Source organism: Rhizobium sp. Root482, assembly GCF_001426565.1.
GTDB lineage: Bacteria > Pseudomonadota > Alphaproteobacteria > Rhizobiales > Rhizobiaceae > Pararhizobium.
This window is the reverse complement of record NZ_LMFA01000007.1, coordinates 1-14,673: the sequence shown is the minus strand read 5'-3', so window position 1 is coordinate 14,673 and position 14,673 is coordinate 1. Positions and strand designations below refer to the sequence as shown.

At 57.8% G+C, this 14,673-nt stretch carries 13 protein-coding genes and 4 pseudogenes; 8 read left to right on the top strand and 9 right to left on the bottom strand.

The features are described 5' to 3' along the window. Positions 1–312: 312 nt before the first annotated feature. Positions 313–1,333: pseudogene (locus ASD31_RS06440) on the top strand (IS110 family transposase); the annotation flags it as partial. A gap of 350 nt (positions 1,334–1,683) precedes the next feature. On the opposite strand, the gene ASD31_RS06435 reads toward ASD31_RS06440, so the two are convergent. Continuing rightward, the gene (locus ASD31_RS06435) at positions 1,684–1,902 is read right to left on the bottom strand and encodes a hypothetical protein (protein ID WP_056331039.1); all 219 of its coding nucleotides are present in this window, start codon (positions 1,900–1,902) and stop codon (positions 1,684–1,686) included. Between the two features lie 206 nt (positions 1,903–2,108). On the opposite strand from ASD31_RS06435, the gene ASD31_RS06430 reads away from it, so the two are divergent. Together ASD31_RS06430 and ASD31_RS06425 are read left to right on the top strand one after the other, a co-directional pair. Beyond that, positions 2,109–2,351: a type II toxin-antitoxin system ParD family antitoxin gene (locus ASD31_RS06430; protein ID WP_056331036.1), complete on the top strand. Its 243-nt coding sequence runs from the start codon at positions 2,109–2,111 to the stop codon at positions 2,349–2,351. Then, the gene (locus tag ASD31_RS06425; protein ID WP_056331031.1) at positions 2,348–2,641 is read left to right on the top strand and encodes a type II toxin-antitoxin system RelE/ParE family toxin; all 294 of its coding nucleotides are present in this window, start codon (positions 2,348–2,350) and stop codon (positions 2,639–2,641) included. The genes ASD31_RS06430 and ASD31_RS06425 overlap by 4 nt, the downstream gene beginning before the upstream one ends. Positions 2,642–2,792: 151 nt before the next feature. Here ASD31_RS06425 and ASD31_RS06420 read toward each other — a convergent pair whose 3' ends face one another. From ASD31_RS06420 to ASD31_RS06410, 3 genes are all read right to left on the bottom strand, one after another. Continuing rightward, entirely contained in the window at positions 2,793–3,113 is a 321-nt protein-coding gene (locus ASD31_RS06420; RefSeq protein ID WP_056331028.1) for a DMT family transporter, read from the bottom strand. Between the two features lie 109 nt (positions 3,114–3,222). After that, complete coding sequence (locus ASD31_RS06415; protein WP_056331026.1) at positions 3,223–3,684, bottom strand: carboxymuconolactone decarboxylase family protein; 462 nt, start codon at positions 3,682–3,684, stop codon at positions 3,223–3,225. Positions 3,685–3,781: 97 nt separating this feature from the next. Beyond that, positions 3,782–5,203, bottom strand: coding sequence for a PLP-dependent aminotransferase family protein (locus ASD31_RS06410; RefSeq protein WP_056331024.1), 1,422 nt, complete (start codon positions 5,201–5,203; stop codon positions 3,782–3,784). 165 nt (positions 5,204–5,368) lie between these two features. Between ASD31_RS06410 and ASD31_RS06405 the strand changes: the two genes are divergently transcribed. Continuing rightward, complete coding sequence (locus tag ASD31_RS06405) at positions 5,369–5,983, top strand: FMN-dependent NADH-azoreductase (protein WP_056331021.1); 615 nt, start codon at positions 5,369–5,371, stop codon at positions 5,981–5,983. A gap of 4 nt (positions 5,984–5,987) precedes the next feature. On the opposite strand, the gene ASD31_RS06400 is transcribed toward ASD31_RS06405, so the two are convergent. Then, positions 5,988–7,184, bottom strand: a complete 1,197-nt coding sequence (locus ASD31_RS06400; RefSeq protein ID WP_200952135.1) for an MFS transporter — start codon at positions 7,182–7,184, stop codon at positions 5,988–5,990. A 577-nt stretch (positions 7,185–7,761) separates the two neighbouring features. Here ASD31_RS06400 and ASD31_RS06395 point away from each other — a divergent pair. After that, a pseudogene (locus ASD31_RS06395) lies at positions 7,762–8,744 on the top strand (3'-5' exonuclease). A 159-nt stretch (positions 8,745–8,903) separates the two neighbouring features. Here the strand turns inward: ASD31_RS06395 and ASD31_RS25825 are convergent. Beyond that, positions 8,904–9,035, bottom strand: a pseudogene (locus ASD31_RS25825) (IS256 family transposase); the annotation flags it as partial. A gap of 5 nt (positions 9,036–9,040) precedes the next feature. Between ASD31_RS25825 and ASD31_RS26665 the strand changes: the two are divergent. After that, positions 9,041–9,259, top strand: a pseudogene (locus tag ASD31_RS26665) (hypothetical protein); the annotation flags it as partial. A gap of 13 nt (positions 9,260–9,272) precedes the next feature. Here ASD31_RS26665 and ASD31_RS06390 read toward each other — a convergent pair. After that, positions 9,273–9,890, bottom strand: a complete 618-nt coding sequence (locus tag ASD31_RS06390) for a PIN domain-containing protein (RefSeq protein WP_244483776.1) — start codon at positions 9,888–9,890, stop codon at positions 9,273–9,275. On the opposite strand from ASD31_RS06390, the gene ASD31_RS06385 reads away from it, so the two are divergent. Then, positions 9,882–10,394: a helix-turn-helix domain-containing protein gene (locus ASD31_RS06385; RefSeq protein ID WP_056331019.1), complete on the top strand. Its 513-nt coding sequence runs from the start codon at positions 9,882–9,884 to the stop codon at positions 10,392–10,394. The genes ASD31_RS06390 and ASD31_RS06385 overlap by 9 nt on opposite strands. A gap of 554 nt (positions 10,395–10,948) precedes the next feature. On the opposite strand, the gene ASD31_RS06375 is transcribed toward ASD31_RS06385, so the two are convergent. Both ASD31_RS06375 and ASD31_RS06370 read right to left on the bottom strand, forming a co-directional pair. After that, positions 10,949–13,522 (bottom strand): HWE histidine kinase domain-containing protein, encoded by a 2,574-nt coding sequence (locus ASD31_RS06375; protein ID WP_056331013.1) that lies wholly within the window; start codon positions 13,520–13,522, stop codon positions 10,949–10,951. A gap of 227 nt (positions 13,523–13,749) precedes the next feature. Next, entirely contained in the window at positions 13,750–14,268 is a 519-nt protein-coding gene (locus tag ASD31_RS06370; protein WP_056331010.1) for a biliverdin-producing heme oxygenase, read from the bottom strand. Positions 14,269–14,421: 153 nt separating this feature from the next. On the opposite strand from ASD31_RS06370, the gene ASD31_RS26485 reads away from it, so the two are divergent. Next, on the top strand, positions 14,422–14,673 hold a 252-nt coding region (locus tag ASD31_RS26485; protein WP_210168915.1), incomplete at its 3' end, for a hypothetical protein.

The window sequence follows — 14,673 nt, the reverse complement described above, 5'->3', positions numbered from 1 at the left end:
CAGGACGGGCGGCGAATGGCGCGTTGCCGGCGAAACGGTTCTTCCTTGGCCGGACTTGGCCACGGTTAAGGGTTTCCTGCCGCCCCGGGAGAAATGACACCAAAACCTGCCGAAGTGATTTAAGGCGGCCTCCCACAAATAGGCCGCCTTAAGTATTTTATTAAGGTGGTTAGGATGCCCCAAACCAGGCTAACTACCGGCGGCCGGATAGCTGGCGTATTGAATGGATGGAGTGGTTGCCGCCCTACCCAAGCGACAATTCTTGTTTGAAGATTGTTGCGTTCAATCTACTCGATGGGAAGGACGGCAGACATGACGATGGAGACAATGATCGGGATCGATCTGGCCAAGAGTGTTTTCCAAGTGCACGGAGCCTCGATGATGGGGCAACTCAAATTCCGCAAAAGCTATCTCGGGTTCAATTTCGCAAATTCATGGCCGAGCACCCTGTGGCGACCGTGGTCATGGAAGCCTGCGGCAGTGCGCATTATTGGGCACGCGAGATAGCCAAACACGGCCATGAGGTAAAGCTGATTGCTCCCCAGTACGCCCGCCCGTTTGTGAAGCGTCAGAAGAATGATGCAGCGGATGCTGAAGCGATTGTTATCGCCGCACAACGACCGGAGATGCGCTTCATCATTCCGAAGATGGAGGAGCAGCACGCCAAGGCACTTCTTTTCCGTGGAAGAGAAAGGCTCGTCCGCCAGCGCACCGAGTTGGTCAACGCTCTACGGTCAGTCCTCTATGAGTTCGGCCACCCGACCCCGCCCGGGATCGGGCACCTGAAGCGGATCGAAACAATCATCGAGGACAAGAACAGCGATCTGCCAGAACTGGTTCGTGATAAGTGCCGCAATCTTTCGCTGCAGATTGCAGAGAAGACGCAACGAATCGAGGCAAAAGCCAAACAGATCGCCTCTCTGGCGACGCAAACGGATGCGGCACGGCGCCTGCAAACCATGCCGGGTATCGGACCGATGAGCGCGTTGGCTGTTGAAGCTTCGCACCGCCGATGGACAGCTTTCGACATGGCCGTGATTTTGCAGCATGGTTGGGCCTGGTTCCGAAACAACATTCGTCTGGAGGAAAGGAACGTCTTGGGCGCATATCGAAGGCTGGGCAGGCCGACATAAGGAGGCTGCTGATCATGGGTGCAATGTCTCGCTTGAATTGGCTCGGACGAAAGACGATATCCGAGAACTCATGGCTGTCCAGGATGCTCGTGAGGAAGCCGAGAATGCTCGTGGCCATAGCGTTGGCAAACAAGATGGCGCGTGCGATCTGGGCCATGCTGACGAAGGGAGAGGATTATCAGAATCCGACGCAGACTGCTGCAGGTGTGAGAACGTCGACGACCCAAATGGGCAAAATGATCGAACAGATCTGGATCGGGAAAACCAGTTCGGGGCTTGGAGCCATTCAGCTCGCTGAATAGATTTGGACCTGATCCGCTGATCACCATATCGGCCAGCGGCTTCCAAAGTGCCGCATTTGAAGGCCTGACAGAAGACCGAACTGGATCACATCCCATATGGGCCAAAAACTTCTTGCATTACGGGCGGCAACCACAGAAGCCCCGAGTTTCCTTGAATCTTCGGGCTTGCGGAGGTTGTGCAGCTGACGAATACCGGGGATTGAAGATTTCTCAGCAAACCTCAGGTCCGCCCCAGAGGTTGTCCCGTTCTACATCCCCAATCCCAGCCCCTTGTTGAGGCTCCGTTTCAGCTCGTACTGACGCGACAACTCAGCCGGCTGGTTGCGATCGGCAATATATGGATATGCACCTTCGGCTTCCGACGCGTCGACGAAATCTTCATCGGCCAGGCGGTCATTGACATCATCACGGATACGCTCGTCTGATCTTCTGTGTTCCTTCGGGCCGCCCGCGTTGCCGTCCGACATGGCTTGACGCCATTCTTTTAATCCGTCTCTTAAAAGACCCACGCTTTGGATGCATGGCCGATCTGACACTGTGCTACCCAGGTTCCATAAATAGGCGTTATCCCATCGGCAGCGAGAATGGTGGACGGTTTTGATCCCATGCAGATGGGAGGACTTTTGACAAACTTTGCCAAAATCGAATATGATCCTTTCAAATGGAGGTTCCGATGGCGACAATGAACGTATCTCTTCCAGATCCGATGAAGGATTGGGTGGAGGCGCAGGCCAGGACTGGGCGATATTCGAACGCTAGCGACTACGTGCGCGACCTGATCCGACGCGACCAGACACGAAACGACAAGATTGCCGCCATGCAAAGTTTCGTCGAGGCGGGGCTCCAAAGTGGCGTTGGCATTCGATCAACGGATGAACTCTTTGCTGAGGCGATGGCTCGTGCCAGCAAGTCATGAGTTTTAGGCTTTCTGTCGAGGCGGAAGAAGACATCATCGCGATCGCCGAGCAGGGTGCCCGTATGTTCGGAGTAGACCAGGCAAAACGCTACCACGATGAACTTTTCGCACTATTTGGTCTGATAGCTGCTAATCCACGCATCGCACGCGAACGGAATGAGATCGAACCGCCCGTCAGGATTCATACCTTCAAAGCACATCTCATCGTCTATCGGGTTGAAGACGATGAGAAAATTTTCGTAGTGCGAATCCGCCACGGGCATGAAGATTGGGCAAATATTTCAATGTAGCGCCACGGATGAAGCTGTGGGGTTTGGTGTTCCTTAGGTTCGAATTGGTTCCAGGCGAACCACGCCGCCAACTTCGCCATCGTCAACAAGGGTCAGGGGAGAACAGAAACGGCAGGAACGCGTTGCCAGCCCTCAGATGGCGAAACGAAGCTCAGTCGCCTGAGACGAGCTTCAGTCCAATAATGCCCACAAGGATAAGTGCAATGCAGAGCACCCTGAGGGGCGCAGCGCTGTCGCCAAGAACCGCAATTCCGAGGACTGCGGTGCCCGCAGCACCGATGCCTGTCCAGACTGCATAACCGGTTCCGACCGGCAGGGTGCGCAGCGAAATTGAGAGGAGAACGACGCTCGACAGGCCGGTCGCCACAGTCAACACGCTTGGCACCAAGCGTGTAAAGCCCACCGACGCCTTCATTGCGAAGGCAAAGCCGATTTCGAGAATACCGGCGATGCAAAGCAGGGCCCATGCCATCTAGAGATCCTTTCCTTGGTTGATCAGGCGCGTGCAAGGCCGCGTCCCCGTTGGCCTGGGTGAGAAGCGGGCCCTCACCAATGGGTGGAGGCTCGCCTGTGTTGAGTGCTCAGGCCCTGGCGGTGGCGGTGGCGGCTGGCGTCGAGCGGAAGCTAACGCCGAACCGGTTGAAGGCGTTCATCAGGCCAATCGCGTAGGTGAGATCGGCAAGTTCGGTGTCGGTGAATTCGGCGGCGGCCGCGTCATAAGCGGCATCTGGCACTCCGGTCTCGGAAACACGCGTGACCGTTTCCGCCCAGGCAAGTGCTGCCCGCTCACGGGCGGTGAATACGTTGCCGGCATCGTGCCAAACTGGGACGAGCACAAGCTTCTCCACTGTCAGGCCAGACTTCAGCAGATCGCGGGAGTGCATGTCGATGCAGAAAGCGCAACCATTGATCAGCGATACCCGAAGGTAGGCAAGATCGATCAGGTCTTTCGGCAGACTGCCCTTCGATAGTGTGGCGTATACCGCGCCGAAGGCCTTGTAACCTTCAGGCGCGACTTTGGTGTAGTCGATGCGATTTGTCATGATCAGTCCTCTTGTTGCGAGGACGTCATGGTCGCCAATCTTGGCCTAACCGGGAAGGTCCAAGATGCGCCTTTTCTACTGATCCATAGCCGCCGGCTCACATCAGTTGCAGAATGCGGCTTGCGAGTATCTCTGCGCTACGCTGCGAGTCGATATTGGTAAAATTGAGTAGTAGGCCCGAGAACTTTTTCTCGCCGGGCATCCAGTCGCTCAGGGCTTCCGCATACAGGCCGTCTTCCCGCATGCGGGCGACGAGCTGGCGATCCGATTGCTGTTCGTGAAGACGGATGATCAGGTGCATGCCACCCGGCTGGGAATCGATGTGCATGCGTTTGCCCAATACCCTTTCGAGGCCTGCGGCCGTGAGCGCGCGCCGTTCCGCATAGAGTTTTCGCATACGCTGGATGTGGCGCGCGAAATGCCCTTCCGTGATGAAGGCGGTGACGATGGCTTGCGTGAGTTGCGGGCTTGCACCACCAAAAACCTGGCAGGTCTGTTCGAAGCGGCCCACCTCTGCTTCCGGCACGACGATATAGGCAAGCCGGATGCTCGGAAACAGCACCTTGCTGAAGGTACCCGCATAGAGCACGCGCCCATCACGATCCAGGCTTTTCAGCGCCGGTAGCGGCCGGCTGACATAGCGGTATTCCCCGTCATAGTCGTCCTCGATGATCCAGGCATCGTTTCTTGCCGCCCAATCGAGCAGCGCCAAGCGCCGGGGCAGCGACAGCGACACGCAAAGCGGGCTTTGGTGTGCCGGTGTCACGACCGCGGCCCGTGCGTGCGGCGCAAACGCGAGCCCATTCGCCACGTTCATGCCGTCCTGGTCGACCGGCACGGACACCGCCTCGATGTGCATGTGGCCGAGGACTTCTCGTGTCGGCGGATATCCGGGGTCTTCGAGCCAGACGCGATCACCGGCCTTCAACAGCGCATGCGCAATCAGCGCGATGGACTGGCGGTAGCCCGATGTCAAAAAAACCTGTGACGGCGAGCAGACGATGCCGCGGGAGACCTGAAGGTAGGCGGCAATCTGAGCCCTGAGCGCCGGCAAGCCGAAGACGGCGGGGTGAACCATGTCGGCGGGCTGCATGGCGCGCACGGCACGCGCGGCAAGTCGCGCCCAGATCTTGCGCGGAAAAGCGTCGAGTGCCGGCAGGCCCATCTGGAACGGAAGGATCGAATCCGCACGAAAGCTCGGCGTCGCGGTCGCGTTGGCGGGAAGAGGCTGCGGGCTGAAGATCGGCGTACCCGCCTTAAGGCCGGGTGTCACGATGGTGCCGGCCTGGCCGCGCGCCTCGATATAGCCTTCGGCGGCCAACAGCGAATACGCCGTCTCGATGGTCCCTCGCGCCAGCCCTAGTTCCCTCGTCAGGGCGCGTGCGGAGGGAATGCGGTCTCCAGGCTTGAGCAAACCGCTGGCAATGGCATTGCGAAACCGTTCGTAGATCTGGCGGTAGAACGGTTCGGCCGCCGTCGGATCCAGTGGCGCGATCTTGCTCGGAGTGACGTCTGGCATGGACTATCCCGATCCTTCGAGGTTTGAGATCCGCTATACCACAGGCCAGCGATCATGGTTCAGTTCAAATGTTCATTCATGGATCTTCGAAATAGGGCATGACGGCGGTATCCATCACTGATCGCATATGCGGAGCCACAGCTCCCCCAAACATTGGATCGGTCGATGAAGACAATTTTGCGCGTCAGTTTCAGCCCTCGTGGCCAGGCATCCGAGAGCCATCGGTTGTCCCAGAGAATTGTCGATCTGTTGCTGGATAGGCAACCGGGGGCGGAGGTCATCGATCGGGATTTCGGCAATGGCAGCCTGGCACAGGTCGATGGCAGTTATGCCCAGTCTCAAGGGGGCCCTGTCGATGTTTCGAGCGATGGCTCGATCGCACAGTCGGAAGACCTTATTGGAGAGCTGGAGCGCGCAGACATCCTGATCATCAGCACCCCGATGCACAATCTGACCATGCCGTCTGCGCTGAAGGCCTGGATCGATCATGTCGTCCGTGTTCGAAGAACCTTCAACATCACTGCGGCCGGCAAGGTCGGCGCACTTCGCGACCGTCCCGTCTTCCTCGCCATAGCGTCTGGGGGCCGGTATTCGGGAGAGCGGGCGAACCAGCCGGATTTCCTGACGCCCTATCTGCGGGCCATCCTGGGCATGATCGGGCTCAAGGACCTGACCTTCTTCTCGGTTCAAGGGACGGGCTCTTCGCCGGATGCGCTCGTCGAGACGCGGACGAGGACCGAAGAGGAGCTGCAAACCTATTTCTCTACCTTCCAGGCGTAGCAGCTTACGAGAGCAAGCTCTGCCGGAAGGTGCGGTAGCTCTCCGGCGAATAGCGCAGCGCAAGCAGGATGAGCCCGACAATGCCGATCGCCATCAGCATCCACGCCTGCGAGAGGTCGGCAAAGACATCCCGCAGAGCGCCGGCGATCAGCGGAACCAGACTTGCTATAATGTAGCCGCCGCCCTGCACGAAGGCAGTGAAATCGCCGGCAATGGTCGGGTCCTGGACGTGGTCGATGGCGACTATAATCGAGAGGGGAAAGAGGATGCCGATGCCGGCACCGAGCAGCAGGACTGCGGGAACCGCAAGCGAAATGGGTTCGATAAGAAGGCAGGCCAGGCCGGCAAGGATGAGGACCAGGCAGGTGAACAGCGGACCGCGGCGGTCGGGAAAATGGTGGATGAATGCTGCGAGACCCAGCGCCGTCAGCGCCTCCACGAAGGTCAACCCTGCCAGGAGGTAGCCGGCGGTCTGCGGCGACTGCCCCCGCTCGACATAGAAGGGCGGCAACCACGCCATCACGAGCATGAAGGCGCCCGTGCCGATGCCGAAGAAGACGAGGAGCGACCAGCTGCGCGAGTGTCGCCAGAATGCCGGCGTCTCGACCGACAACGAAGACGCCGGCGCCTCGGACGCCGCGGGCCGGCTGGCGACGGACCAGATTGCCAAGGCGAGGAGGGCGGGAGCGGCCCAGAGCGCCAGCGCCGGTGCCCAGCCGAACCGATCCGCAAGCCCGGCCGCGCTTGCAGCCGCAATCGCGGCACCAGAGACGATGCCGGTGGAAAACAGGCCGATGGCGCGACCGGTGTTTTCGGCAAAATTCCGCTTAATGAAGCCCGGTGCAAGTGCCTGGACGATGGATATGCCAATGCCTGCACCGGCGGCCGTCGCAAGGAGCCCGACCGCACCATCGAGCCAGACCCGGCCGGCACAGGAGGCGGCAAGGATGAGGCTGCCGCAGCCGATACCGAACTTTTCGCCCAGCGCCTTGCGCAGTAACCTGACCGACATCGCCCCCACGCCCATCAGGAAGACGGGCAGCATGGTCAAAAGCCCGATACCGGTGGAGCCCATACCGGTCGTATCGAGGATGAGGCCCGTCAGCGGACCGATTGCCGCGATGGCTGGTCGCAAATTGAGCGAAACAGCGAGGATCGCGACCATGAGGAAACGGCTTCGTGCCGTGTGCAGGCCTGTCATCTGATCGTCCCCGGTTTCCAATTGTGCCGGCGCCACAATCGAGAGGGTATTACCGAAGATTGCATTGCAGGCTTAGAGACGGCCACCTTTGGAATATCTTGGCCTAGCTGGACAGGTCCATGATCGACATCTGTCGCTAGGCCATGGCTCTATCGGCATTGCAACCGACTGAGACTGGAAGCGCGTGGGCCGAACCGTCTACCCGATACACGGCATTCCCATTTAGCCGCCAAAATTGGCACCGCGGCGGTCGCTGCTTAAGAGCGGACCCGCGCGCCGGGGGCTGTCGATCCCGGTTTCCGGCTTTTTGCCGACGCTACGCTAAACCTCCTGCGGCAACCCGTTTAACCGGTCTTACGGGAGGCGAACGGCTTTCGCAGTTTCTGCTACAGCTGGTATGCCCTTCCCATTTTGGATGCTTCTGCCCAACGCTCAAGAGCTGTCACCGCGTGAAACTCGCGATTGCAAACCTTGCTGGTCAAGTTGGCTTACATCGGACCCCGAGCAACAAGGTTGATCTGCCGATCGTGCTATGTTTTGAAGATGGAAAATCGGCGGCGGGGCTTCGACAACAGGAATGGCAGAACAGGTTGAGATGTTTTCGGAGCAGTCTGCGCGCGATCCGATGGTCACGAGTGGCACCTCCAAATCCGACAAGGTCGAAAAGCATCCCATCCCGATAAGTGAAGAGGACATGGTCCGGCATCTCGCGGAGACGGGCCGCTACCGCATCCTCACGAAACTGGTGCCGCGCACGGTCGCGCCAAACCCGCGTCCGGAGTTCCCCCTCAAGGGCATCATTCTCGACACTGAGACCACGGGCCTCAACGCCCGCAAGGATGAGATCATCGAGATTGGCGTGATCGCTTTCACCTTCGATGCGGCAGGGCGTATCGGTGACGTGACCGGCATCTACGGTGGACTTCAACAGCCAAGCGTTTCCATTCCCCCCGAAATCACCAGGCTCACCGGGATCACAAATAATATGGTGGCCGGTCAGTCAATCGATATGGCTGCGTTGCAGATGCTGATCGAACCAGCGGATCTGCTGATCGCCCACAATGCAGGCTTCGATAGGCCATTCTGCGAGCCATTTTCTCATTTGTTTTCCGGCAAGGCCTGGGCTTGCTCCAACTCGGAGATCGACTGGTCGTCGCGGGGATATGAAGGCACCAAGCTCGGATATCTGCTGGGACAGGCCGGCTACTTCCATGATGGTCATCGTGCTGTCGAGACTGTTTTGCGCTCCTGGAGGTCCTGGCCCGCGAGGTGGACGGATCTGCTTCCACCGCTTTTGCCGAGCTCTATGAAGCAAGCCTGAGGTCGCGTGTGCGGATCTTTGCGGAGAACAGCCCCTTCGACATGAAGGATCACCTGAAGGCGCGGGGCTATCGATGGTCCGACGGAAGCGACGGTCGCCCGAAATCCTGGTGGATCGAGGTTGCTGAAGACGCACTCGACGATGAGCTCCGCTATCTTAGGGCCGAAATCTACCGCTATCCAGACGCCGATCCACCAATCAAACGCCTCACTGCCTTTGACCGGTTCCGGGCCCGATAGCCCCTTCAGCTCATCTCTGATTGGACCCATGCTTTGAGTGAATGGCCGACCTGAGACCTTGTGCCTTATCGATGGGCGTCCAAGGGCCTATATTGATCGTGTCCCAGGACGTGGTGTAGCTTAGACGACCACGGCTCATCCCAGATGGTCGGATGAGCATCAGCGCGCCACTGCCGGCAAGCTGATGAGAGGATCATCGCTCATTTGTCCGATAGTTTCCAGCGTCATGTATCGAGCCCGTTGAACGGCCCACTCATCGTTCTGTTCTAGCAGCAACGCGCCGACGAGCCGGATGGGTGGCGCAACGGATGTTCGATCTGACCAGCGATCTGGCAAGCCTTGGCGAGCGGGACACCTTCCGGCTGCCGTAAGGGTGTGGCGACGAGTTCGCCGATGGATCACCAGGCAGCCCGGATAGCCGACAGCGGCCTTCGATGGGTGTGAAACCGCGGGATTTGTTCGTGCCCGATTTGCACATCGATACGTTGAAGGTGAAGAGCCGGAATTTTCAGTGAGTTCGAGGGGCGGTTATTTGGCTTTTGTGCTTAAAATGGACAATGCCTTTGCGGCAAACTCGGGCGCAATCCCTGACAGCCTTTCCATCAATTCCACGACGGACAAAGTTGGTCGACGATAGCCTGCGGCCTGTGCGGCGAGCGCCTCCAGGAGCCTGTCCGCCCCCTTACTCAACAGGGAGACGAGAAAATCGTCGGGTGTCATGGCGACGATGCCGGGCGGAAGATCGCTGAAGTCTCGGATGTTCGATGTGACGATAATGCCAGCCCCGACCGCAGCGGCGGCGGCGGCCACGTGCCGATCCTTGGGGTGGTTCCGCATCGCCGGCTCCAGTGGTTCCCAGCCTTCGACATTCGCTTCGGGGAACGCCTCCTCCATAACGGCGCGCAATAACCCCGCTCTGGCGGGCTCCATCCCATAATCGCTGATAAGGTTGCGCGTGACTTCGTCAAGGATTCGCGACGACCAATGCGCGCGATAGCAGTCTGCCGCAGCTACACGCAACAATGTATCGCGCAACATCATCGGGGAATAGGACGTCGGCATCGAGGATGGCGATTGGCATAGGCACTCATCAAGATTCCCCCGATCATTCGGGAGATGGTTGCGTTTATAGCGTTTATGCGCCATATTACCGTCATGGCCGTATCACATCGCACATCGTCAGACAAAAAGCCCTCGAAGACTTCGAAAGCCGTTCCCGCTCTCGAGCGGTCGGCTGCGGCTCGTGTCGCATCGCTGTTGCTTTCCCGTTCCACGAAGCAGCATGGAACGTTTCAGGTAGTCAATGTCGATGGCGAACGCCTGGATCTGCCAGATGCGCTGACCGACATCATGTATCGGGCCGCCGAGCTCCTCGCGGACGGAAGACCCGTAACGGTTTTGCCCGACGAAGAGATGCTGTCAACGCAGGCGGCCGCCGATATTCTCAACGTATCGAGGCAATATCTCGTGCGTTTGGTCGATACAGGCGAGCTTGCTGGCGAAAAAGTGGGAAGTCACCGGCGTTTGAGAGCAGCGGATGTCGCAGCGTTCAAGGCTGTGCGTGACGCCAAGCGAACATCGGCGCTCGATCGGTTGAGTTCATTGAGCGAAGACGTTGGCGGCTATGAGCTCGAAATCAAGCAGCGCTGAAGGAACTATATGGCGCGCCGGGCGGCTTCGCGATGGGAATTCCGAGGCTATTGCCCGCATTTTGCTTGAGCGCTCTATCCCGTTTATCGTCCTTACTGGAGAGTTCGACCGGGAAGGACAGCCGTGCGTCTTTCAAAAGGGACCATGGCTTTCGAAGCCATGTTCGCCCGATGATCTGATTGCCGCGGTCGTAAACTGTGTTGGAAGGCGCCCTAAAAATTCATGTCATACCTGAACTAAAGTTTGGTAAATGCGGGTTGACGCTGCTGGTGCGAGAAAGTTCATCGAACCCCACCCGATTATTCAGCAGATAAAAATCGTCGTCATCTTCCCGCGGTCGGGATCAATCTTTTGCCCTGAGCAACGTGATCTCAAGACCGCGCCGTTTTCGTTCCGCAGACTTTCCGCAACCGCCACTTCCAAGATGGTCTGACGCGTGCTTCCGGGAAACGGCGGTCGGCATTGAGGCCGGTGGCGATCTCGATGCGGGCCACCTCGCCAAACTTCATCCGTCGTTACAACGCGGCCGCTTGACGTCAGGTTGATGTATTCGCTCATTTATTCAGAGCAGCCGCTAGTTCGATTGCCAGTGCGCCTGGCGTGATCGGCTTCCGAACTACCGGCACAGTCGCAAACTGCGCTGGGATGGAGACACTGTCACGATAACCCGTTGCGAACACGAACGGGATTCCCCGTTTCGCGAGATCGACTGCGATTTTCTCGGACGTTTCTTGGCCGAGATTGAGGTCAAGTACGGCACATTGAGGTGCAGCCATGGCGATCGACTGCAGAGCTTGCACAACGTTTGGCAGCGTTCGTACTTCAGCGGCGCCAAGGCCGCGCAGAACATCTTCTGTATCGAGCGCAATCAGGCCCTGGTCTTCCACAAGCATGACGGCCAGCCCCGCCAGCGGTTGCCCGACAGCCGGTTCGTCAGGCGAGAAATTCTTGGATGGGACGACCATGTAGTGGTGTTCGGACGGGATCACGAACCGAGCCAGCAGGCCGCTGCTTTCGAAGCTAAGCTCTGCGGAGCCTCCCAAATCGAACTCGACGGTCTTGTCGATCAGTGTGCTGCCAAAACCCTTGCGGCTGGGGGGCGTCACCACTGGCCCTCCGGACTCCGCCCAAAGAAGCTCGCAGGAGCCGTCCGGCCTTAGCATCCATTTTACGTCAAGGCGGCCATCTGGAGAGGAGAGGCTGCCGTATTTCGCAGCATTCGTCATCATTTCGTGTATGACGAGCGCAAAGACACCGAAGGCTCGCTCCGTCAATCCAACAGATTCTCCTTCGAGCTTTATGCGTTCTCGATCCTTAAACCGGTGCATTGCTGCCTCGGCCTCGAGAAGAGAGAGAATTTCCCCGCCATTTTTGCCCAAGAAGGACTGGTCGTGTGCGAACGACAAGGCACGAAGGCGGCCCTCGAAGGATGCCGTAAACTCGTCGATTGTCCGTGCGCTTGATCCCGTCTGTGCTGAGATAGATTTCACAAGCGCGAGGATATTTTTCACACGGTGATTCATTTCTGCATTCAGGATGTTTCTGCGCTCTTCGGCCTTAAAGCGCTGCTCTTCGGTGCGCTCGTTATGATGCAGAAGTAAGTCGCGTACATAGCTTCGCATCGCTTCGGCGACCGCGATGTCCTCGCTCGTCCATGGCGTCGAGCGATGGCGCACGTCTTCGCGCCAAGTATCGAAGCTGCCGCGCGGCGTCAGTCGATCGCCGCTCGGACCGGACACAACCGTCTTTGTAGGCTCTCCAGCCCATTCTACCGTGTGCGCCTCCTCGCTTCGAAAGAAGAAAAGATAGCTGTCGGACGACATCGAAACGGGAATGGCAAGTATGCCGGCAACCTCTTCACCATATTCAGCTTGGCCGGGAAACACCTCTCTCAGGTGGTTTTCGTGCCAGATCGCGTTTCCACCCTTGTTCTTCAGATAGCCGGCCAGCTCTTCCAGCTTTCTCTCGGACGGGACGAGGCCAGTCTCGGTCCACTTGCCGCGTGTCATCAACGCCGATCCGTCGCAATCCAGCAGCGAAGAAAACTCACGCAGCTTGTCGCTCAATCCAAGATTGATGTCGTCTGTTGCGGTAATGCTGGCGGTGATCGCATTGAGCTTCATGCGCGCGAGAGCCGTGGCCGTGTGCTCGGCTTTCGTTTCGGCTGCACTAAGATGCAGGGAGAAGTACTGCGCAAACAGTTCGGTCGCCACCCGAAGCGGGATGGACAATACCTTCGGGGTATTGTGATGGCATGCAATCAGCCCCCATAACTCACCATCCACGACAATTGAAATCGACATGGATGCGGCAACGCCCATATTACGCAGATATTCGCAATGAATGGGCGAAACGCTCCGCAAATGTGCGAACGAAAGATCGACTGGCGTGTCTCCTACATCAAGCGGCGGGTTAAGAGGAACCGGCACGAAATCGACGTCGCCTATCACGCGGATCCAATTTCTCAGATAGAGGGCACGTGCCTGAACAGGAATATCCGAAAATGGAAAATGCTGGCCCAAAAAACTTTGAAGAGACCGGTCTTTCGCCTCCGCGACGACGCGACCCGCGCCGTTGTGCAAAAACCTATAGACCATCACGCGGTCGTACCCAAGCATTGCCCTGACGATGCGGGCGGCTGTGCCAAGCATCGCATCAACATTGGTTTCACGGTCGATCCGGCGCACCATGGATTGAGTGAGGCCAAGGGCAAGCTGGGCGTCGTCTTGTGAGGCGGAAGGTTCGAACTCGACGAACATACGATTTTCATGGCGATGAATCGTGGCGTCAGTCGGCATGAGGCCATTTTGCAGCTTGGCGTCAAGGATCACGCCCGCCACATGGCTGTCTCCAGACTTCGCTGCCGTGTTGGCGATGTCGTGTGCGACTTGTGAGCCTATCACTACACCGAGGTGCTCGCCCACGATGGCGCCGTTGACGCCAAGATAATCGCGAATGTTGTCGGAGGCATAGACAATGACATGGGATAGTGGATCTACTACCAGCATCGCGCCGTGGGGCTGGATGCTTCCCGGAATGTGTATGGGTTCTCGATCGCAATTGCTTAGATCGACCTTAGACCTGTCGTATTGCAATGTCGGCTTCCTGCCTTCTCGAATCGTGGACATTTTTGCTCTAATGGATCGCTAGACATGTGTGCAAAATCAAGCATTCCGGGCTGCAGCATATGCAGCCCAAACAGTTATTCACATTAAATAGGCGCTCAACTGAGAGTTTCCATAGGCCAGCCTTCGGCGCCAACCTGTGAGTTCACGACCGATAAAACTTACAAGATCATTTCCCTGGCGATTGGCACCCGACATCGCAGTCGTGATAGCCGCAAAGTTTAGCGGGTTCATTGATGGACAGGAAGTTCGTCTTCGAAACATTCGAGTGCAAAGGCGAACACGGCATTGGCAGCGCCGGCAGCGCGTTCGACATCGAAGTCCGGGGCCGCGTCTAAGACTACAAGAAACGACTTCCACTGCCCTATGTCGTGTGTCAGAACGGCGAGATGTCGCGCGCCGAAAGTCTCATGAAAACCCAGAATTTCTGCACGCTGTCGGAGAATCCGGGCGCCAAGGGCCGAGCCTTCCAGCACGTAGAGTGCGCCGAGTAAAGCACTGGTGTCGGTCAAGTCAACGTAGGTGCTTGCTTGTCTGGAGATCGGTAGGCCGAGATCCATCGCGTCCATCTCGAGTATTTTCGCAATGACGGTGGGGCGCCATGACCACCCGGCTGGCCAAATCACTTGGTTCAACACGACATCCATGGTCCCCCGGAAATTGCCCAGGCGCGTCACGTAACGCTGATATTCATCAATAGTGTGAAAAGCTCCCACCGCGGCGTCAAGGCGCTTGTGGGCTGCCTGCATGCGATTTCTGAGATCGAACCGTCGCCCACTGCCAACCAAATTTTTCTCCCTATCGGTAGTTCCATTTATCGTCGCCCGGCGTTCGTGCTACTGCGACATCTCAATCACCCGAATGTTTGCCATACGATTGACGACCCGATCCTAAGAGTTAGAATGTCTGATTTACCGGGACAAGAGGGCGGTCCAGCAGTCTTTCGATCACGGGCCAAGCTTCAAACAAAAGTCTGCGTGATTAGCTCCGATTTTCTTAGTTTACTTGGGGTTGAGTTTTCTGATTGGATCAGGTTCGCGACTTGGCTGACCCTTAGAGGCTGCCTCAAAAAGAGGTGGGTGATTTCAACAGGTTATGATTCCTTCGGATTTGCAAAGATTCGATGGAGTTCACGATGGTCTGGACTGAAATCA